The sequence below is a fragment of the Sorangiineae bacterium MSr12523 genome, assembly GCA_037157775.1.
Classification (GTDB): domain Bacteria; phylum Myxococcota_A; class Polyangia; order Polyangiales; family Polyangiaceae; genus Pendulispora; species Pendulispora brunnea.
Genome location: CP089982.1, coordinates 7,101,819 through 7,121,657, shown reverse-complemented (window position 1 = coordinate 7,121,657; position 19,839 = coordinate 7,101,819). Strand labels below are relative to the sequence as shown.

Below are 19,839 nucleotides of genomic sequence, written 5' to 3'. Positions count from 1 at the left end.
CCCGCGACTTTGCGGGCTCACGTTTCTTGCTGTTCTGATGATCACTGGGCAAATGGTGAGGCACTAAATGTGTGTGTAGTTAGAAGATTTCCATACCGTCCGTCGAGTCCGTCGGTACACGCCAATTCGACGTCGTGCGCAATCCTCGTTATGGGGATAATTCGTATTCGGGCGTTCGCCGGCGAATTGCCCGCATAAATCCGCGTTTGCGCGGATGCTGTTCAATGTCATTAGGTGTTAGGGCAACAATTTGAGCAATATTTTGCTCAGTGGGTGCGCGGCGAATCGCTGCTTGAGTTGCCAAATTTATCGAACAATTTGTGGATTGCGAGCGCCGTCCGGAGTTTCGAGCCGACATCGGAAGGAGAGAGGTAACTCCGATACGATGGACAATACGGAACTCGCCCCCGGGACGGTCTTCGCGGACCGGTTCATCGTCGAGCGGGTTGCGGGCAAGGGCGGCATGGGTGTCGTCTACCGGGCGCGCGATCGGCAATGCAGTGGCGCAACCGTGGCGCTCAAGGTGCTGCACCCTTTTGCGAACCGTCGCTTTTTCCTAGAGCGATTTTGCCGCGAAGCGTACATGCTCTCGGAGCTCCGGCACCCGGGCATCGTTGCGTACGTCGATCATGGAATCTCCGCGCGCGGCCGCGCCTTTCTGGCAATGGAGTGGCTCGATGGCGAGGATCTCGACGAGCGGCTCGAGCGCTGCGGCCTGACGCTGGTCGAGACGGTCAGCATGTTCCGCGGTATCGCCGACGCGCTTTCGGCCGCGCACCGGCGAGGGTTCGTGCATCGGGATCTCAAACCGGAAAACATCTTTCTCCGTCACGGACTCCCTGCTCGTCCCATTTTGCTCGATTTCGGGGTAGGGCGGCTGATGGCGTCCGAATTGACGGGGGCGGGGCACGCCATCGGAACCCCGCTTTATATGGCCCCCGAGCAGGCCCGCGGGGAGCGAAACATCGGGCCGAGCGCCGATGTCTTTGCGCTCGGGTGCTTGATGTACACGTGCCTGACCGGCCTCACGCCGCTCGTGGCCGGCCAGGCCACCATCGTACTCCCGAGCGTGCTCCTCGACGATTTTCTGAACCTGCGCGCGGTCCGACCGGACATGCCGGAAAAGTTGGACCTGCTGCTCCAGCGCATGCTCGAAAAGGATCCGGAGCGGCGGCCCAAAGATGCCGGCGCATTGCTGGAGGAGCTCAATGCGCTGGGGCCTCTGGAGGAGAGTGCACCGAAGAGCTCACGCCAGGCGCGCGCCCACTCGCTCCTTTCCGAGGAGACCGAGGCGATGCGGCTGGTCAGCGTCATCTCCGTGATCGAGGAGCGCGCGCCGCCGAACGAAGATCCGGCCTTCGACGAGAAATTCCGGGCTCTCGGCGACACGCTCCGTGACCGCTTCGATGCGCGGATCGAAGGGCCGAGCGGCGGTTCGATGCTGGTGACCTTGGCGCTCACGGAGCGCACGACCGCGACCGACCAGTGCGTGCAGGCCGCGCGCTGCGCCCTCTTTCTACGCGGGCGCTTTCCCTCGCGGCGGGTGGTGATCACGACCGGCCCCGTCGTGGTCGCAGGACAGCATATGCCCAGCGGCGAAGTCCAGTCCGCCTCGGGCGGTTGGCCCGGCATTTACCTCGACGCCATGACCGCGCATCTGCTCGATGCGCGATTCAAAATGCGGCCTGCGGATTCCGGATTCTTCGTCTTGGACTCCGAACTCGCCGTCGACGAGGCGCGGTTGCTTCTCGGCAAGCCCATGCCGTGCATTGGTCGCGATCGCGAGCTCGCGCAGCTGCAGCGCCTTTTCGACGAGTGCCGCGGGGAGTCGGCCGCGCGCCTCGGCCTGGTGATCGGGCAACCTGGGGTGGGCAAGTCGCGTCTGCGTCACGAATTCGTGCGCGGCGTGCGTCAGGGACAATCCGTGGACGTCTGGATTGGACGGAGCGATCCAACGCGTGCCGGTACGCCCTATGGTTTGCTCGCCGATGCCCTGCGCCGGCTGGTCGACGTGCACGACGACGAGGAGCTGGCCGTGCAGCAAGGCAAGCTCGCCGAGCGGGTGCGCCGGCACGTGCCGCCGGACGAAGCTCGATTCGTCAGCGAATTTCTGGGCGAGCTTTGCGGGATCCCCTTTCCCTCGAACACGAGCCCGAAGCTCTGGGACGCGCGATTGGATCGGCGCAGCATGGACGCGCACATTTCGGCTGCGTTCGTCTCGTTCTTACGCGCGGAATGCACCGCGCATCCGGTGCTGCTCGTCCTGGAAGATCTGCACTGGGGCGACGATCTCACGGTGCGGGTGATCGACGCATCGCTCCGAGATTGCCATGACAAGCCCGTGATGGTTCTCGCTCTGGCGAGGCCCGAGGTCGAAGCGCTGTATCCGAAGCTCTGGCACGAGTGCAAAGGCGAGGATCTCTACCTGGATGGCTTGAGCACGCGGGCGAGTGCGCAGCTCGTGGTGCAGGCCCTCGGTGGCGGCGTCACACCGGGGATCGTCATGCGCATCGTCGAGCAGGCTGCGGGCAATGTGCTCTTTCTGGAGGAATTGATCCGTTTCGTTGCGGAGGACCGAACCGATATCTTGCCGGACACGGTGGTGGCCATTTTGCAGGCCCGGCTCGAGCACCTCGAGCCCGAGCTGCGGCGGGTGCTCCGCGCTGCGAGCGTCTACGGTGGCACTTTCTGGCGCGGCGGCGTTCTGGCCCTGATGCGGCAATACATGCCTGCAAGCCGGGTCGACAAACACCTGGAGGAGCTGACGCGTCGCGAGCTCATCACGAAGAACGGCACCAGCCGGCTTCTCGGGGATACCGAATACACCTTTCGCCATGCGCTCGTGCGTGAGGCGGCGCACGGTCTGCTGACCGACGACGGCCGAAAGGCAGGCCACCGCGCCGCCGCCGAATTTCTCCAATCGACCGGCGAGCACGCGCCGCACGTCCTGGCGGAGCATTACGCGCTTGGCGGCGAGTTGGATCGCGCGACCGTGCTGTTTGCGCGCGCGGCCGCGCAGGCCCTCGACCATGCGAACCTTCGGGAGGTTTCGCGGCTCGCCGAACAGGGAATCGCGTGTGGAGCGAGTGGTGAGCTGCGCGGCACCCTTCGCGGCGTGCAGGCGCGGGCCCTCATGTTGGACTGCGATTACCTGAAGGGATACGAGCTCGTCTCCGAGGCGCTCCCCTTGCTCCATCGCGGTAGCGTCGATTGGTGCAATGCGGTGGGAACGATGGTCGTGGCCATGTTGTCGTCACTCAACCGCTACGACGAGGCGCTCGAATGGGGCGAAGTCCTGCGTACGACCGATCCGGAGCCCGACGCGGTCGGGGCTTACGTGGAATCGTTGCGCAGCCTGTCGGCCATGCTGACCTTGTTGTGGCGCCGCGAGCAGGTCCAAACCTACTTGGCCCGAATGGACGCCATCGTCGAAACGAGCGATAGGCTCTCGGTTCGGGGGTCGTGGGAATTTTCGCACGCCCATGCAGGCTGGTTCCTTTCGCGCGATCCCTGGTCGGCATCGATGGCCGCCGCCCGCGCCGAAGCTTTGTTCGAGACGGCCAGCCACCGGCGCCATCTCACCAAGGCGCGGATCTACCGAGGCGTATCGCTCGCGCATCTGGGGAACATCGACGCCGGCGAAGAAAAACTGCGAACCGCCCGCGCGGAGGCTTTGCGGGATGGCGACAAATTCACGAACGGCATCGCCACGCTTCAATTGGCCATGACGCTGGTCGACAAGGAAGACGCGTCCGCGCTCGAGGAGGCGGAGCAGATGCTTCGAAGCTTTTTGGAGCATCCGGGTGACGAGAACTTGGCAGCGTTTGCCAATGCCATCCTCGGGCAGATCTTCCTCGATCGTGGCGCGCTCGATGCGGCGGAGCAGCACCTGGCGCAAGCGCTCGATAGACTGGTCGACTTCGTCGCCATTCGTCCTTACGCCGATGCTGCCCGGGTGAAGGTCTCGCTGCGCCGCGGCCGAAATGCCGAGGCACGCGAGTACGCGAATGCGGCGCTTCTCCGTCTCGATCGCCTCGGCGGCGGCGGCTTCGCCGAGGTGCGATTGAAGCTCGCCGCCTTCGAAGCCTACGCGTCCGCCGGGGATCACTCGGCAGAGCGCATTCTCGAAAGTGTCATCGAACAACTTGGGACCCGCGCCGATGCCATCGGCGACTCCACCGCGAGAATGCGCTTTCTCACGACGAACCCGATCAACCGACGCGCACTCGAGGCGGCCCACGCCAGCAACCCCCGTCGGGTGAACCTGCACACCGGGTCGATGGCGTGGCTCGAGAGCCGGTAGACGCCGTCAATACCCGGGTGGCAGGCCCACCGTCCGCAATGGAATGGTCATGCCACCACAGAACCACGACGAGCCGGGGCACCATGCGATGGGGCCGTTCAAATAATCCATATAGAGATCGTGATAGCCCGGAAACCCGGGCACGGTCCCTCGGTCCTCCCGGAAGGTGCCCCACGAATTCTTGACGCGCAGGAACTGAATTTGCGTCGACGGCAGGAGCGCCGCGTCCAACTTGGACTTGTCCGCCGGCTGATTGGGATCGAGGGTCGTCCCCGCACGAAGCAAGCCGAAGGACTCGGTGGTGGCTTGGTAGTCTTCGAGGACCACCATGTGCCCGCCCTGGGTGCCCGGCCCGCCGGCGGCGCGAAGGGTCGTCATGTTGAAGGAGCCGCGCCGTTCATTGTTGCCGGACTCCAAGGCATTGAAGTCGACGTCCCACGACAGGAGCACCGGCTGCCGATCGTGCAAAGCCTTCTGGACCCGCACGAGGAAGTCGCGTCGTGGGCGCTCGTCCGCGGGATAAGGCACCGAATGCCAGTCGGCGAGGGCATGGGATAGGCTCGCCGTTTTGAAGGCCGCCTTTTCGGAATCGGTACTGCGATCGGCATATCGAACCTGGAATGCGCCGGGCGAAACGATCGGCGTATCCTGCGGCGTGAGCGCGCGCGAGGCATCTGCGCCAAATGCGCGGTCGAGCCAGGCACGGGTTTCTCGTGGCAGATCCCACGCATCGTCGAGCACCTGGCGGATCAGTGCGCCGTTCCCGCGGCCCGAAAAGGCCGATAGCCGTCCGGAGGCGAGCTCCCGCTGAATCGCTTCGAGGGCGCTTTTCTGCCGCTCGGACATTTCGCCGTTGGGATCCGTCGCCACGAAATCGGCGCCGCGCACCAGCCCGCGCAAAGCCACGATGCGATTGCCAATCTCGTTGTTGCCGCCGGTCTCGATGGTGTTCGCGCCCTGCGCGGCGATTTGATCGAACCAATGCCAATAGGTCCAATACGACTGCGAAATATCGAATACTTCGCCGGTGGCGGACAGGTGCATGGACTCGATCCAACTGGCCTCGGCGTAGAGCCAACAGTTTCCAATCGATTGACGCTCCACGGGGGTCTGGGGAACGTCGACGATCCCATCGGATCGGGCGCCGCCACTCGAATCATGGCTCGATGCGCAGCCGCAGAGCAGGGCCGCGGACACACCGGTCGCGACCGCATACCAACGAAGTGCCATGGAGGACTCCTGGAGAGGGACTTCATCGACCAGGCGTCCAAAGGGGGGGGCGGGACGCCGGGCAGGGGAGCGAAACTTGGATGATGCTCTTGTCTCAAGCGTTTCCAAGATTCATCGAATGAGAGGCGCCGAGCCCGTCTTGCCGTTCGAGGTGTTTCCAGTACGCTCGTTTCTTCCCGGCGAGGAGGGTGGCCATTCGATGCGTTACCGCGTTTGCAAACCGAGCCCGCCTCTGCGTGGGATCGTGGACTACCTTTGGTATTTGAGCGACGTCCCCGATCACGCGCGCGAGCGGATCGTTCCCAGCGGTACCATCGAGCTGGTCATCAACCTGCAAGAGGACGAATTTCGCATTTACGGTTTCGAGCCCGCGGGTGAGGTCTGCCATCGGTTTCCGGGAGCGATGGTGTCCGGCTGCTACGGCACGTCCTTCGGGATCGACACGCGCGAGCATGCCTCCGTCATGGGCGTTCATTTCAGGCCTGGTGGGGTTGGCGGCCTGCTTGGCGCGCCCCCTGGCGAGCTCGCCGATGCGCACGTTGGTCTCGATGCTCTGTGGGGGGCTCGCGCAATCGAGCTTCGCGAGCGGCTCTGCGCCGCAGCCGATTCGTACCAGCGGTTTCGGATCCTCGAGGGCGCTCTGTTCGCGCGGCTACGACGCAGCCGGGCGGTGCGCGATTCGGTGAGGTCGTCGCTCTCCTGCCTCGACCGACCCGAGGTCGAAATCGGAGAGATCACCAGAACGCTCGGCCTCAGTCGACGGCGCTTCATCGAGATCTTCACGGAGGACGTCGGCATGACGCCGAAGCGCTACTCCAGGGTGCGTCGATTCCAGCGTGCCCTCGCGCTCACGATGCAGAGCCCACGGCCGAAATGGTCCCGCGTGGCGCTCGAGTGCGGCTACTTCGATCAGGCTCACCTCTGTCGCGATTGGGTGGAGCTTACCGGCGTTTCGCCGGGCGAGTTCCTGGCTCTGCGTCGGACCCACGTCAAGGAGAACCACGTCGCTCTGTCCGATGCGGGGTAAAATCCGTCCAAGACTCCGTCCGCGTCCGTGCCTATTTAGGGCCAAGAACCACACGGAGGTTTGACGATGAGCGAAGCACGCAGCGCGCAAACAGCGCCCTTCTCCGCAGATACCAAGGCGGCCGTCATCCGCTACCAGGTTCGAGACGTGGAGCGCGCCATCGCGTTCTACACCGAGCACCTCGGCTTCGAATCGAAGCAGCGGTTCGGTCCGGTCTTCGCGACCGTGTCGCGCGGCGACCTGCACCTTTTGCTGAGTGGACCGGACAGCTCGGGCTCGCGGCCGATGCCGGACGGCCGCCGGCAGGAACCCGGCGGGTGGAACAGGATTGTCCTCTACGTCGACGACCTCGACGTCACCGTGGCCGCCCTTCGGAGCGCCGGAACCGCCTTCCGAAACCAGGTGGAGGTGGGGCCCGGCGGCAGGCAGATCCAGGTCGAAGACCCCGACGGCAATCCGATCGAGCTCCACGAGGCTCCGCGTTAGCTTCTACCTAATGCCGCGGCAGCTTTTGGCGACGATGGGCGGTCACGAAGTCGAGCACCATCTGCTGCCCTTTGCCGCTCGTGGAAAAGCGAAGGGTGCGCGCTTGGTACGCACGCAACATGCCTTGTGGCGTTCGCGTCGATGCGGGCAGCCCCTCGAACACCTCCACGGGAAAACGGGTCCCCGTCGTCTCTTCGAAATATGCACCGAGCGAGCGCACGTCTTCGCGTGAAACGAGCGCCATGCCCGCTTCACGAAGCAAATGGTGCAAATAGTCGTCGAGATACTGCTCGAATGGCGGGCGGGGATCCGACGAAGAACCGTCGTTCTCCTCTTCGACATGCGCATCGGCCGTAGCCGCCTCTCCGCCCATCATCACGTGGATGAATTGGTGCGCATGCGCATCGACGAATTCGAGCGAGGATTCGACCAAATTCGAAACGAGCGCGTACGACAATTCTGCCCCTCGGAAGAAAATGCTGGCCTTGAACCGCAGTTCGCCTGAATCGGGATCCATGGCGAAGCAGCCATTGGGAAGCTGGTAATTGACGGCGGTCATGTATTGGACCACCTCCTCGCGCGCTGCGGGTTCGACATTCTGGAAGAGGACGCGAAGGTGGAGCGCGTGGGCTGCAGGGTTGATCCAAATCAGCCCCGTGAGTGGGACTCCGCAATCCGTAAGATGCTGAAATTGAAACGTGTACTGTTCCGGTTCCGCCGCAACCCACCGTTCGGAGAGAACGCTGCGAACCACGAGCATGGCGTGATTGAGGACGGGATCGATAAGATTCATTCGCGCAACCTAACATGCGTGGTGCGCACGATACCGGCTGCGTGCGGTGGACGATTGCGCCAATGGGGCCTGTGAGCTTCCTGTTCTCTGCTGCGGACTCCCCCACGAACCAGCTCGGCGAGGCATCGTCACGAGCCCGTCGATCCGGCGCTTGACATCTCATAAGTCATGGCTTATGAAATGGTCATGCACAGCACGATGGTGGCCGAACACAAGCTTTCCCAGGTGCTGGCGGAGGTTGCGAGGAGGCGCGTGGGATGAAAGCGCTCAGGGACTGGCTCGCGTACTACCGCGCCTTTTGGATGAACCATGTCCGTCGCCTCGAGCAGCGGCTCGACGAGATGGACGAATGAATTCCGACTCGAATGTGACAACAGGAGAAAAAGCCAATGAAGATCAAGCTGACCACCGTGTACGTCGACGACCAAGAGAAGGCTCTCCGTTTCTATACGGAGGTGTTGGGCTTCGTGAAAAAGGCTGACTTCAGCCAGGGACCGTTCCGGTGGCTCACGGTCGCTTCACCCGAGGACCCGAACGGAACGGAGCTGCAGCTCGCGCTCTGCGACAAGCCGGCGACCAAAGCCTACCAGCAGGCGATGTTCCAGCAGGGCCAGCCCGCCGCCATGTTCTTCTCCGACGACGTGCAGGCCGACTACGAGCGCATGAAGGCGCGCGGCGCCGAGTTTTCCATGCCGCCAACCGACGTGACCGCGTCGAAGATCGCCACGCTGAACGACAGCTGTGGCAACCTCCTTCAGATCACGCAATTGATGCGCGGCTAGGGACTCGTCTCGAGTAAGCGTGGGTCGGGACGGCCTAGCCGATTGGCAAAATTCTCATTAAGAAGAATCGTCCTGGTCGTGGGCGATCTTCGCCCCACGCTTCCCGATACACGTTCATGTCGCCCTCCATCGTCAGTTCATCGAGCCCATCGCGCCCCTTTTCGCCGTCGCATCGCCTTTTGACCGTTGGCCTTCTCTGCGCCAGCAGCGCCATGGCCTTCGAGTACATGGGGGTGGGCACCGTCATGCCAGCGACGGCCGAGCAACTTGGCGGGATGCATTCGTATGGCCTCGCGTTTTCGACGTTCACGCTGGCCCAGATCATGGGGTCGGCCATCATCGGCAAAGGCGATGCCCAGTTCGGAACGCGAACGCTCTTCACCGCCGGCACCCTGCTCTTTCTCGTGGGGTGCGTTCTCGGTGCACTGGCACCATCGTGGTGGCTTTTCTTGATCGCGCGCAGCGCGCAGGGATTGGGCGCCGGCGGCATCAGCGGGGTGTGCTTCATTTTGGTCGCGAAGCAGTACCCCGAATCGGCGAGTGCAGCCATGATGGCCTGGCTCTCCGCCGCGTGGACCATCCCCGGATTGATCGGCCCCACCATTGCGGGCGCATTGGCCGAGCGACTCGGATGGCGCTCGGTATTCTGGGCCATCGTACCGTTCGTCGCGATGGCGTGGCCCATGGCCATGTCGAGCATCGAGCCCACGCCTGCGCCATCGACCCTGCGCGCCGAGGCGCCGGCTTCACGACTTCGCGACAACGTCATCGTGCAGAGCGCAGCCCTTACCCTGGGCATCGCCCTCGTGTTCTCCGCGCAAGGGCAGGTACCGTGGGTAGGTTATGTCCTGACGGCAGCAGGCGTCGCCTTGGGCCTATGGGGCTTCGCCCGCGTGATGCCAAAAGGAACATTGAAGTTCGCCGAAGGCGCCCCCTCCGCATTGTGGGCTCGATTCCTGATCAGTGCAGGTTACCTCGGCAGCGAAACCTTCGTCCCCCTCGGCTTCACCCATGTCCGCGGATTGAGCCTGACGCGTGCGGGCCTTTCGCTTTCCGTGGGCGCCATTTCCTGGGTCGCGGGCTCCAGCCTTCAAGCACGCACCGGCTCCAACGACCGCGCGCAACGCCGAAACGCCATCGCGGGGGCCCTTTTGCTGTTCGTCGGCGTGAGCGGCATCGGCGCCGCATGCACGCTGACCGAGGTGCCCGTGTTTCTCGGAGTTCTCGGCTGGGCCATCGGAGGATTCGGCACCGGCCTTTCCCTCAATGCGGTGGTGAGTGGCGCACTCGCTCGGGCCGACGAAGACGACAAGAGCGTCGTGGCCGGCGCATTGCAAATCGTGCAATCCCTCGCGACCGCGCTCTTCAGCGGCCTTGGCACGGCGTGGTTGGAAATGGGACTCGAACGTGGGCAGACCATGGCACGAGGATTGAGCTCGCTGTTCATCATCGCCGCCGTCGGCTCGCTCTTTGCCGTGCCCTTGTCGTTTCGTACGTGGAAACGGCGCGTGTGAACCGGCGGCAAAGAAGGGCGAGCGGGATGGTCAGCGCGAGCCCGATCGACGCGGCGGGTACGTGGGGCGTGGAGGCGCAGCCCGCGGAGGGCGGTGCGTGCGCGCTTTGGAGCTGCGCGAGGACCGGAAGAACGAATTCCGCGAGCTCGATGTCCAGCCGCGCATAGGTGGCAAACTCCGCGCAACTCGGATCGCCGTAAGAGGCCACCCCCGCCACCTGCGCATGGCCGTCGGCGATGGCCAAGGCCGGGCCGCCCGAGTCGCCGGCGCAGCTCAGCGCGGGCTCTCGCCGGATGCGAATGTGCTTCTCCAGGGTTTCCACCACGCGTGCGGTGCCCGCGTGTCGTACGCCGCCCTGACCACGGTCGTCGCGTCCATAGCCGACGAGGGTCACCGCTTGACCTTGGAGCGAGGCCGCGCCCGGCGCGTCGATGAGCGCGATGGGTGTGATGCCTGCATCGTCGCCGAGCTGCACGAGGGCCAAGTCGTGCGACGGTGAATCCCACTTTGGATGCCGCACGATCTCCGTAATTCGGATATGCCGCGCGTCGGGGGCGGAGACGTCGCCGCCCAGCACGACCTCGACTCCATCCGCATCGACATGGGCCACGCAATGGGCGGCGGTGAGCGCGACACGCGGGGCAATGAGCGTAGCGGTGCACATGGCCTGGGGGCGCTCGCCGTACTCCACGGGGAGCGCGGCGAGCGCCACCACGGCATCGTGATGGGCATCCGGCGCGCCCCCGACGATGAGCGGCGCAAGCTCCCCTTCCTGCGCCATGGAACTCACGGGCAATTTTTCGGAGCGAACGAGTAATCGTCGAACGCGGCTTCCCAGGTGCCGATTCCGTAATCGTGTCGAGCGCAATCCACCGTGTAGACGCCCGAGCCCCAACGCGCGACGAGGTTGTCGGGACCGCATCCCACCCCGCAACGGCCAGGGCAGTGTGGTGCGGGTTGGCTGCCGCACGTCTCGCCCTTGCCCACGCGGGCCCTGCGACCGCCGCCGATGCTTCGCACGCCGCAGCTACAGGGCAGGTGGGCCCACCCATTTTCGGAAACGAACTTGAACGTGCGAAGCGTCTCCGACGCGGGGGCCGCCCCGAGCAAGTTCAGTGTTCGCCCGAGCGCGTCGGCGGCGAGGGTATTTTCATCGGGCAACTCCTTGGAGAGCGCATCGATGACCCGCGGCATCGCCGCAATTTGCTCCGCATCGAGCCGGCCCGAGTGAGCATCGAAGTCGCCCTCACCTCGAGCGAAATCGAGATGGAACCGAAGCTCCGTCGCGCCCGCGCGCACCGTCAAGTCCACCTTGCGCGGGGCGCTCTCCACGGATTTGAAGCTCAAGTTCGCATTCGCGTCCACGAACGTTCCTTCGAGGAGCGTGGGCGTATGCCCCGTCAGTGTCAGGGCCTTCTCGGTGGTTTGCGGGGTCGGTTCGCCCGCATCGGAACTGGCGCACGCATACAACGCCGTGCTGCACGCGGCCACGACGAGGAGCGGGCCGAAAAATGTGTATTTCATAGGGGATATCTCCTTGGCGCGACGACGCGCCGGTCCCCCTTCAGCACGAGTCACACCACGGCCCATGGAGCAGGATCGCGGGCATTTTTAGCCTTTTCGCGCACCACCGTGTCCCCTCACGTGCTCACCTGTCCACTCGAGTGGACACCGATGGCACCTTCGCGCCGCGCCCGGAACGGAGCCATGTTCTCGCGTAAGTATGGCGACGACCTTCCCGTCTGCAACGCACTCGATCACCACGCTCCCAGCGGGCGTGTTCCATGGATAGACCGAGCGACGCGTCACGATGGCCGGGGCCTTGCTGAGTGTCATTCGGCATCGATGCGGGCGAGCGCTCGCCGAGCATGCGCACGAGCGGCCCTATTTTTCACTCCTGGTCGACGGCGACTACGAAGAACGAAGCGGCGGTAGGTCGATTGTCTACGACGCCTTCTCCATCGAGACGTACAGGGCATTCCGCGGACGCTCCGTGGGCGAGGACGTGCAGTTCCATCGCATCCAGCGGGCTTGCCGCCTCCTCGTCGCCGGCGCCCCGATTGGCAAGGTGGCATTCGACTGCGGATTCACCGATCAAAGCTACTTTACGCGCGTTTTCCGCCGCTTGACGGGGAGCATGCCGGCCGCGTTTCGAAGGCGGATGCCGCGGGCGCGGTAACCCTTGCTCATGTCGGTCGCTCCGTGGGGACGAACTCCAATTCACGGGCGGTGGCGTTCGCGACGTCTTCGCCGAAGATGCGTGCGACCACATGGATCGCGAGGTGCACGCCCGAGGTGATGCCACCCGCCGAGCACACCGAGCCTTCGTCGACGAAGCGCGGGCCCCGCACGAGCTTCACATGGGTGAACTCACGCTCGAATGCGTCGTAGTAATCGTGGTGCGTGGTTGCGGATCTTCCATGAAGGAGTCCGGCGCGCGCGAGCTGAAAGGCCCCTGTGCACACCGACATGATCACGCGCGCGCCCTTCGCCTGTGCGCGCAGCCACTCGTGGAGCGCCGGGCCGCCTTTCTGTGCGCCCACGACGATCACATCGAACTGCGGCGCGTCGGCATACGACCAACGCGCCTCGACGCGCATGCCGCCCGTGCCCTCGACGAGCGCGTGCGATCCCGCCACGGTCGTGAGCTCGCAAGCCATCTCGTCACGAACGACGACGTCCTGAAACGTCTCCCAAGGCCCCGCCATATCCATGACGTTGAAGCCCTCACTGATCGCAAAACCGACGCGCAGTTTACGAGGGGCCGCCGTCGTCGACGAGCCCGAGTGCGCGCGCGGTGCCGTGCACGCGGCTGCGAAGGGCAGGGGAAGGAACGTGGTGGTGGCCGCAAGGACCGATCGACGCGACAGGAACATGGATTTACCTCCGACGGCAAACCTGGCTCCTCCCGCGGGCGAATCTAGAACGATCGATGCCTCGATGCGGTGCGGAGTCGTTCCAATACCGGCAAAAGCACGGGAGGATCGGGGCGCCGCGTATAGTCAGGGCTTACCTCCGCGTAGGCGATCGTGCGGTCGGAGGCGATCACGTAGCGGGCGGGCATGGGGAGTGCCCAGGACGAATCGTCGTTCACGATGGGGAGGTTGATGCCGATGCCTTTGTAGAGTTCTACGAGGTAATCGGGCAGCTCGAAGCGGACTTTGAATGCGACGGCCACCTCGCCCTGCGGATCGCTCAGAATCGGGAATCCGACGCGGTTCTGGCGCTGAGACATGCGGCTGTTGGCGGGGCTCTGCGGAGAGATGGCCACGAGCTCGGCACCGTGCGTTGCGATCGCCGCGCGGGATGCTTCGAGCGCCTGCAGATCCAGGTTGGAGTATGGGCACCATACGCCGCGGTAGAAGCTGACGACGAGCGGGCCCCGCGCAAGGATGTCCTCCGAGCGGACGGTGCGCCCGTCCGTATCCTTCAACACGAAGCTCGGTGCGAGCTCGCCGACTTCGAGCGCACGCACTGCGGCTTTGCCGTCGATGAGCTCCGACGTGGCCCGATCCATGATGTCGAGCTGAGTTCGCGTAGGCTTGAACGAAAACTCCCCGTTCTCGAATCTCGTCTTGAAGTCGTCGAGTTGTTCTTGGAGGGTCATTCTGTCGATTCATTGTGGGCTCGGCATCGAGAAAGCGAAGGCCCATCGAAGACATAAGCATTATGCGCGCAGCGAATAATCGCGGGTGACGCGAGCATCAGCTAGCCTTCCGCTCGCCTCGGTCGAGGGGAGTCAGTACGATGGGCCACCAGGAGATGGCCATGACCGAACGAAAGCCCGCGCCCCTCGCCCCGTATCTCGTCGTGCACGATGGCAACGCAGCACTCGATTTCTACAAACGCGCTTTCGATGCAACCATCATCGATACCTACCCGTACGAGGGAAAGCTCGGGCATGCCACGCTTTCAATCAACGGCGGAGAAATCATGCTCTCCGACGAATTTCCGGTCGAGATCACGGGCGTGCGGACACCCAAGTCGCTCGGCGGCACGACGACCACCATTTCGCTCGCGGTGAGCGATGCCGACAGCTGGTTCGACCGCGCTGTCGCCGCGGGGGCCAAGGTGCTACGCCCGCTCAACGACGAGTTCTACGGCCGCATGGGCAAGCTGGTGGATCCCTATGGCCACTGCTGGAGCATCGTCGGCCCCACGAAAACTTAGCCCTCTCGCGTCGCCCGCGCGAGGCGCGTGGTGAAACGAATTTGGTCGCCCCGGTAATAGAGTTTTTCGTAATCGACGGGCCGGTGTTCGCTGCTGTAGACGGTGCGCTCGATTAGGAAAATGGCACTCTTCGGTTCGATGGCGAGCGCTTTCGCGATGCTTGCCTCGGCAACGACTGCCTCGAGCGTATATTTCGCTTCGATGAGAGGCGTTCCATATTTCTGCTCGAGCAAGGCAAAAATGGGCTCCCTTTCCAGGTCGTTCGAGAGAATCTTCTTGCCGATGGCATGAGGAAGGTACGTTTCGTCGAGCGAGATGGGAATACCATCGGCAAGGCGTACGCGGCGGATTCGAACGACGCGGGCTCCTTCTGCCAGATCGAGATGTTTGGCAACGCCTTTGGTGGCGGTGACGATCTCTTTTTGAAGAACGCGCGCGGTGGGATGGCGACCCTGAGCCTGCATGTCCTCGACGAAGCCCGTGAGATGGGTGATCTCTTGGGTGATCTTCGACTTTGCAACGAAGGTTCCTCTGCCACGTCGAATTTCGACGAGGCCACGATTCGCTAAATTTTGAATCGCCTGTCGAACCGTGGTGCGACTGACTTTGAACCGCGCGATGAGGCTGTCTTCCGGCGGAAGCTGGCTTCCCTGCGGCAGCGTACCGTCCGCCATGTTTGCCGTAAGGGCATCTTCGATCTGTGCATAAAGGGGGCCGCGATGCGGAGCTGTGGGCTTCACCGAGACATCATGACGTCATGATGTCTCATGGTCAATAATTGGCAGGGTTTTCGTGAAAAATCGACGTCGTGACGTCATGACGTCCTTTTCAGGAAACCGTCGGTCGCCGGCCGCGTACCCGGTTCCATGATGCCCAAATTCATCGACTCCTGGACCTCGACCATCATGTCGCGCTCGCCGTCCTGGTCCGCGCTGCCTCTGCGCCTGATCGTGGGATACGGCTTCTTGGCACACGGGTATGCGAAGCTGGTTCGCGGCCCCGATGTTTTCGCGCACCTGTTGGCGGCGCTGGGAACACCCGCGCCCGCGGTGCTGGCGTGGGCCACGATCGCCGTAGAGCTCCTCGGAGGTCTTGCGGTTCTCGTGGGGTATGGGATCCCGCTTGCCAGCCTACCGATGGCCGTGGTCATGCTCGTCGCCATCTTCACGGTTCATCTGCCCTACGGCTTCAGCGCCATCAAGCTCCAATCGGTTACGGCAGCCGGCGCACATTTCGGTGAGCCGGGATACGAGACGAATCTGCTCTATTTGGCCGCGCTCGCTGCCTTGGTTCTGGGTGGGGAGGGGCCGCTGTCGATCCGCGGCTGGCTGAGCGGACGCGAACGATCTCGGCCCGATGTTCGAGTGCGGTGACGAAAAGGACATCGGTCGCTGCCCACCTTGCGCCAGCAGGCGCCGATGCGGCATGCTCGATGACGATGTACCGAGACGGGTTGGCGGGGCTGACGAACCAAATCGTGGAAAAGCGGGCGGCTCTCGGGGGCCTTTGGCGGGAAATTTCTCCGCTGCTGCATAGCCTCTTGCCCGTTCACGTGCGGGAGGCCATCGCGGAGTGCTATCCGCGTGCGTTCGCAGCCGTCGACGATGGCGACATGGCATCCCTCGTGAACATCGTGGGGGCGCTGGATGCACTGCTGGCGATTTTCGAGGACGCACGCATGGAGGCGCCGAATCTGCGGCGGTGCCCGGACGAGGTGCCCAATCCGCCGCCGCCCGCCGAAGAAGGTCCCTGGCTCATCGAAGAGCGGCCTTCGCTCGAGTTTCGTGCCGCGGTGGCAAGTTGGCTAAAGGACTTCGCTCCGGGGGCCCGGCTCGAGCGGTGGGGCGATTTTGGCTACATTTCGAAGTTCCGTGTCGAGGATATTCCGCTCATCTTTACCACGCGAATGGTATTCCCGAACGAATCGGGGCGGCCCACGTTCATCGAGATGATTCTGCCCGGGAGTGCAAATGGCTTTACGAGCGCATTGCGCACGAGCATTCCGGAGGCGATTCCCTATTGTGGAGTCCAGAAAGAGAACCTGGATTTCAAGTTGACCAGGGCACTCCGCCTCGCGACGGAACGGCAATTGGGTGTCGAGCCCTTCGACGATCGCTTTTGGATCACGGGCGCCGAGATATCGCTGTCTCTGCTCACCGAGCCGGTTCGTCGTGCGCTGACGGAGATGATGAACCAGCGTCCCGTCCTTCAAGTTGGGTACGGCCTGGTGAACCTTGCCTGGTCGGGGCCGTGGACGAAGGACGTGGGGGCGCGTGCCATTCCCAAGGCGGCCATCGATACCGTGGTCGGTGTGCGACAAGCCGTGGCGTTTGCGTGATGCTCGGACCGCCGCATGGCGGGTGATACCGCACGTCAACCCGATGTGAAGTTGCTGATCTCCTGCACCCGCGCATTCATTGGAAATGCTGCGGTGGGGTCGACGCGGACGTCGATGACCGTGGGGATGCTCGGGCGGATGCTCCTTGCGGCGGTGCGCAGCTCCTCGACGGTGGTTGCGACGAAGCCCTGGGCGCCGTGGGCGCGTGCGATTTCGGCGAAGTTGACCCGCGGGCCGTGCATCGGAAAGGTGCGCTTGTAGATGCGCTCGACGCCCGCTTCGACCATGCGCATTCGGTCATCGTTCATCACCACGAAGACGACGCCGAGGCGTTCCTGCACGCAGGTGTTGAGGTCCATACCGTACATCTGGAAACCGTAGTCGCCGCAGATGGCAACCACGTTTCGCTCCGGCGCGGCGAGCTTTGCACCGATGGCCGCGCAGATGCCCGAGCCCATGGATCCGAGCGCGTACGAAGCAATGAATTGATCCGGCAAGGACAATTGCAAATAGTGCAGCGCGAACAGAAGATGCTCCCCAATGTCGGACGTATAGACCGTGCTCGGTGGCATTTCCTCTTGGAGTACGCGCAGGATTCGCGCGGGAGGGAGCGGGCTCCGATCCTGCTCGAGCTTTTCCGGCTCGAAGTACCGCACGCCACGGAGGGGGCCTCCCCACGGAGCGCGACCGGCGAGCCGCACGCGAAGTTCGCGCACCACGTCCTCCACGTCGGCCTCGAGGGCGAGATCGGCGCGGTAGTTCCGCCCAAATTGCGTCGGGTCGATATCCACTTGGATCATCGTGCGCGAGGCTTGCAACAGTGTGGACCAGCTGTTCGTACTGGGCTCGGTGAGGCCGCAGCCCAATGCGAGCACGACGTCCGGCGGATTCTGCTGGAGGTGCTCGAGGGCCGAAACGTGGCCTCCGTAACCAAAGACTCCAAGGCAATAGGGAGCGCTTTCGGGCACGATTCCTTTGGCCTTGGGTGACGTGATCACGGGAATCCGCAGAGTCTCCGCCATAGCTCGAACTTCGCCGGCGGCTCTCCGTGCGCCGGAGCCTACGAGAAGGAGAGGGCGCTCGGCCTTTCGGAGGGCGTGTGCGGCATCCTCGAGCCGCGCCCCCTCGAGCTTGGGGCGTGGCCGCGGCGGGCGCGCGAATTGGACCGCCGGAACCGGAGCGATGGCCACGTCCAGCGGAAGCGACAAGAAAACGGGACCGCGTTCGGAGCGCGCCCGGTCGATGGCCATGGCGAGTTGATACGGCGCCTGGCCCGGTATCGTGACGCTGGCCGCGGAGCGCGTCACCGTACGCACGATGTTCACCACGTCGATGGTCTCGTTGCTTCCCTCCTGCAGCGCGCGGCGACCGAACTTGCTTCGGGGGACTTCGCCACCGAGCACGACCACGGGTACACCCTCTCCTTGCGCGGCAGCCAATCCGGTGACGCAATTCGTGACACCCGGACCCGACGTCACGAGCACGCAGGGGAGTGCCTTGGGGCGGAGCCTCGTGTGCCCAATGGCCATGAAGACAGCGCTCGTTTCATGCCGTGCGTGCACGACGCGAATGCCGGGATGGTCCATGAGCGCATCGTAAATGGGACTGATGGCACCACCCGGTACACCATAAATGGTGTCGACGCCCGCCCGCTCCAAGACATCCACGAGCCGGTCGGCGCAACGCGTTTTTTCAGCCCGGTCGGTTGCGCATTCGGGCGCTCGGGGTACACCAGGCCCGGGCGATGGGCGGCGTGATGGCGGCGGCCCCACCTCCTGAGCGGAAATCTCGAACATTTCGTTCATGGGCTACCTCAACCAATAGGAGCACGCGCCAATCGGCACGAGCGTCCCTCGGTTGCTAAAATCCGTATCCGACGGGTGACTTATTCGTGCTTGCGGATGATGCCTTTTTCGCACGCAAAGTATGTCGGTCCCCCGAATTCGCGGGTTGCGCGCAAATGCGGATTCGGCCGGTCTTTAAAATGTAGTTCGGCCGAAATCGCGATTTGGTTGCCGAGAAAATGCCTGCGTTGGCGAATCGTGCCGAGACTATTTAATTGAACGCCTCCTTGACCATTTCAAACAGAATCGCAAAGGTAACGCCTCGGCCGTGTGCGTATTGGCGTGCGGCCATCCATACGAACGCCAAGGGGAGACAAGAATATGAATTGGCCGTCTGGCAAATGGATAGGCGTGGTGACGTGCGTGGCCACTTTTGCAGGCTGCGCGGGGTCTTCAGAAGGGGAGGGCTCCCCCTCGCCGGACGATCGATCCGCACTCGTCAAGACGGAAGGAGAGCTCGACCGGGTTTACACGCTCGACCATTTCGTCACGGTCGGTCCCAGGCGACGGGTGCACGCCGTGGAGAAGTTCACGTTGCGGAGTTGGCTTCGGCCCGAGCGGCGCGTCGTGTTGCTCTTGCCGGGCACCATCGTGAAGTCAAACTTCTACGACATCGACGTGGACGGTTACCGCTTTCAGAGCGATCTCGCAAAGGCAGGATTTTTTACCTTTGCCATCGATTCCGAGGGAAGTGGCGAGAGCAGTTACCCCGACGATGGCCATTCCGTAACCCATTCGTTCCTGGTGGACGAAGGTCGCATGGTGTTGAATGCGATTCGCGTTCTCCGCGGCGTTCCCCGGGTGGACGTTCTGGGGGAGGCGAACGGAGGGGCCGTGGCTGCCGAACTCTGTGCCGATCCGGCGGCGCGCACTTGCGTCATGTCGTCGATGATTTACCGAACCGGGACTCCGTTCTTCACCTCCGTGTACTTCGACCCGGCGTTCATCGCGATGATCGACAATCAGCCGAAGGGCTATATGAACGTGACCGAGGCCATGTACTTCAACATCGCGCCGCGCTCACCCGAGCCCGTCGCGGCTGAGATCTTCGCCAAGCAACCGGGAACCTACGCCGTGGACCCGATGCTTGCACATACCCATGGGCTTCCGTGGTTCGACCCGACCCATGCGCGTGCTCCAGGCCTCATCATCCAGGGGACGGTGGACGACATCGCGACGCAATCCGATGCCGAGGACCTTCAAGCCTCGTACGGGAGCATTGGCCACGGGCGCGCGGAGCTCGTGCGCATTGCGGGGGCGAACCATACGCCGCGCATCGAAAAGGCCCCGTTCAACACCGAATACCAGACGGCCGTGCTGAGTTTTCTGAACGCGCATTGACGCGGGGACCT

At 63.6% G+C, this 19,839-nt stretch carries 18 protein-coding genes; 10 read left to right on the top strand and 8 right to left on the bottom strand.

All coding sequences use genetic code 11. The features are described from left to right. The first annotated feature begins 385 nt into the window (after nucleotides 1–385). Nucleotides 386–4,303: a protein kinase gene (locus LZC95_27670; GenBank protein ID WXA90228.1), complete on the top strand. Its 3,918-nt coding sequence runs from the start codon at nucleotides 386–388 to the stop codon at nucleotides 4,301–4,303. A gap of 6 nt (nucleotides 4,304–4,309) precedes the next feature. Here the strand turns inward: LZC95_27670 and LZC95_27665 are convergent, their stop codons facing one another. After that, nucleotides 4,310–5,533, bottom strand: a complete 1,224-nt coding sequence (locus LZC95_27665) for a hypothetical protein (GenBank protein WXA90227.1) — start codon at nucleotides 5,531–5,533, stop codon at nucleotides 4,310–4,312. A 118-nt stretch (nucleotides 5,534–5,651) separates the two neighbouring features. Here LZC95_27665 and LZC95_27660 point away from each other — a divergent pair, with 118 nt between their 5' ends. Together LZC95_27660 and LZC95_27655 are read left to right on the top strand one after the other, a co-directional pair. Next, nucleotides 5,652–6,560 carry an AraC family transcriptional regulator gene (locus LZC95_27660; protein WXA90226.1) on the top strand — a complete coding sequence of 303 codons (909 nt, stop codon included), beginning with the start codon at nucleotides 5,652–5,654 and terminating at the stop codon, nucleotides 6,558–6,560. Nucleotides 6,561–6,626: 66 nt separating this feature from the next. Further along, on the top strand, nucleotides 6,627–7,046 hold the full coding sequence (locus LZC95_27655; GenBank protein ID WXA90225.1) for a VOC family protein: 420 nt from the start codon (nucleotides 6,627–6,629) through the stop codon (nucleotides 7,044–7,046). Between the two features lie 7 nt (nucleotides 7,047–7,053). On the opposite strand, the gene LZC95_27650 is transcribed toward LZC95_27655, so the two are convergent. Next, entirely contained in the window at nucleotides 7,054–7,839 is a 786-nt protein-coding gene (locus LZC95_27650; GenBank protein ID WXA90224.1) for a YbjN domain-containing protein, read from the bottom strand. Nucleotides 7,840–8,228: 389 nt separating this feature from the next. Here LZC95_27650 and LZC95_27645 point away from each other — a divergent pair, with 389 nt between their 5' ends. Next, on the top strand, nucleotides 8,229–8,621 hold the full coding sequence (locus LZC95_27645; protein WXA90223.1) for a VOC family protein: 393 nt from the start codon (nucleotides 8,229–8,231) through the stop codon (nucleotides 8,619–8,621). A 116-nt stretch (nucleotides 8,622–8,737) separates the two neighbouring features. Beyond that, on the top strand, nucleotides 8,738–10,135 hold the full coding sequence (locus LZC95_27640) for an MFS transporter (protein WXA90222.1): 1,398 nt from the start codon (nucleotides 8,738–8,740) through the stop codon (nucleotides 10,133–10,135). On the opposite strand, the gene LZC95_27635 is transcribed toward LZC95_27640, so the two are convergent. Continuing rightward, the gene (locus LZC95_27635; protein WXB00231.1) at nucleotides 10,068–10,916 is read right to left on the bottom strand and encodes a trypsin-like serine protease; all 849 of its coding nucleotides are present in this window, start codon (nucleotides 10,914–10,916) and stop codon (nucleotides 10,068–10,070) included. The two genes, LZC95_27640 and LZC95_27635, sit on opposite strands and share 68 nt — an antisense overlap. Nucleotides 10,917–10,921: 5 nt before the next feature. Next, nucleotides 10,922–11,659, bottom strand: coding sequence for a hypothetical protein (locus LZC95_27630; GenBank protein WXA90221.1), 738 nt, complete (start codon nucleotides 11,657–11,659; stop codon nucleotides 10,922–10,924). A gap of 286 nt (nucleotides 11,660–11,945) precedes the next feature. On the opposite strand from LZC95_27630, the gene LZC95_27625 reads away from it, so the two are divergent. After that, complete coding sequence (locus tag LZC95_27625; GenBank protein ID WXA90220.1) at nucleotides 11,946–12,314, top strand: helix-turn-helix domain-containing protein; 369 nt, start codon at nucleotides 11,946–11,948, stop codon at nucleotides 12,312–12,314. Between the two features lie 7 nt (nucleotides 12,315–12,321). Here the strand turns inward: LZC95_27625 and LZC95_27620 are convergent, their stop codons facing one another. Together LZC95_27620 and LZC95_27615 are read right to left on the bottom strand one after the other, a co-directional pair. Continuing rightward, nucleotides 12,322–13,011 (bottom strand): DJ-1/PfpI family protein, encoded by a 690-nt coding sequence (locus LZC95_27620; GenBank protein WXA90219.1) that lies wholly within the window; start codon nucleotides 13,009–13,011, stop codon nucleotides 12,322–12,324. 44 nt (nucleotides 13,012–13,055) lie between these two features. Next, nucleotides 13,056–13,742: an AhpC/TSA family protein gene (locus LZC95_27615; protein WXA90218.1), complete on the bottom strand. Its 687-nt coding sequence runs from the start codon at nucleotides 13,740–13,742 to the stop codon at nucleotides 13,056–13,058. 161 nt (nucleotides 13,743–13,903) lie between these two features. On the opposite strand from LZC95_27615, the gene LZC95_27610 reads away from it, so the two are divergent. Next, nucleotides 13,904–14,305 (top strand): VOC family protein, encoded by a 402-nt coding sequence (locus tag LZC95_27610; GenBank protein WXA90217.1) that lies wholly within the window; start codon nucleotides 13,904–13,906, stop codon nucleotides 14,303–14,305. Here the strand turns inward: LZC95_27610 and LZC95_27605 are convergent. Further along, complete coding sequence (locus LZC95_27605; protein ID WXA90216.1) at nucleotides 14,302–14,979, bottom strand: GntR family transcriptional regulator; 678 nt, start codon at nucleotides 14,977–14,979, stop codon at nucleotides 14,302–14,304. The genes LZC95_27610 and LZC95_27605 overlap by 4 nt on opposite strands. Before the next feature lie 192 nt (nucleotides 14,980–15,171). Between LZC95_27605 and LZC95_27600 the strand changes: the two genes are divergently transcribed. Then, nucleotides 15,172–15,678: a DoxX family protein gene (locus tag LZC95_27600; GenBank protein ID WXA90215.1), complete on the top strand. Its 507-nt coding sequence runs from the start codon at nucleotides 15,172–15,174 to the stop codon at nucleotides 15,676–15,678. A gap of 59 nt (nucleotides 15,679–15,737) precedes the next feature. After that, nucleotides 15,738–16,643, top strand: coding sequence for a hypothetical protein (locus LZC95_27595; protein ID WXA90214.1), 906 nt, complete (start codon nucleotides 15,738–15,740; stop codon nucleotides 16,641–16,643). Nucleotides 16,644–16,678: 35 nt separating this feature from the next. Here LZC95_27595 and LZC95_27590 read toward each other — a convergent pair whose 3' ends face one another. Continuing rightward, nucleotides 16,679–18,448, bottom strand: coding sequence for a thiamine pyrophosphate-binding protein (locus LZC95_27590; protein ID WXA90213.1), 1,770 nt, complete (start codon nucleotides 18,446–18,448; stop codon nucleotides 16,679–16,681). Between the two features lie 360 nt (nucleotides 18,449–18,808). On the opposite strand from LZC95_27590, the gene LZC95_27585 reads away from it, so the two are divergent. Beyond that, entirely contained in the window at nucleotides 18,809–19,828 is a 1,020-nt protein-coding gene (locus LZC95_27585; protein WXA90212.1) for an alpha/beta hydrolase, read from the top strand. The last annotated feature ends 11 nt before the right edge of the window (nucleotides 19,829–19,839 follow it).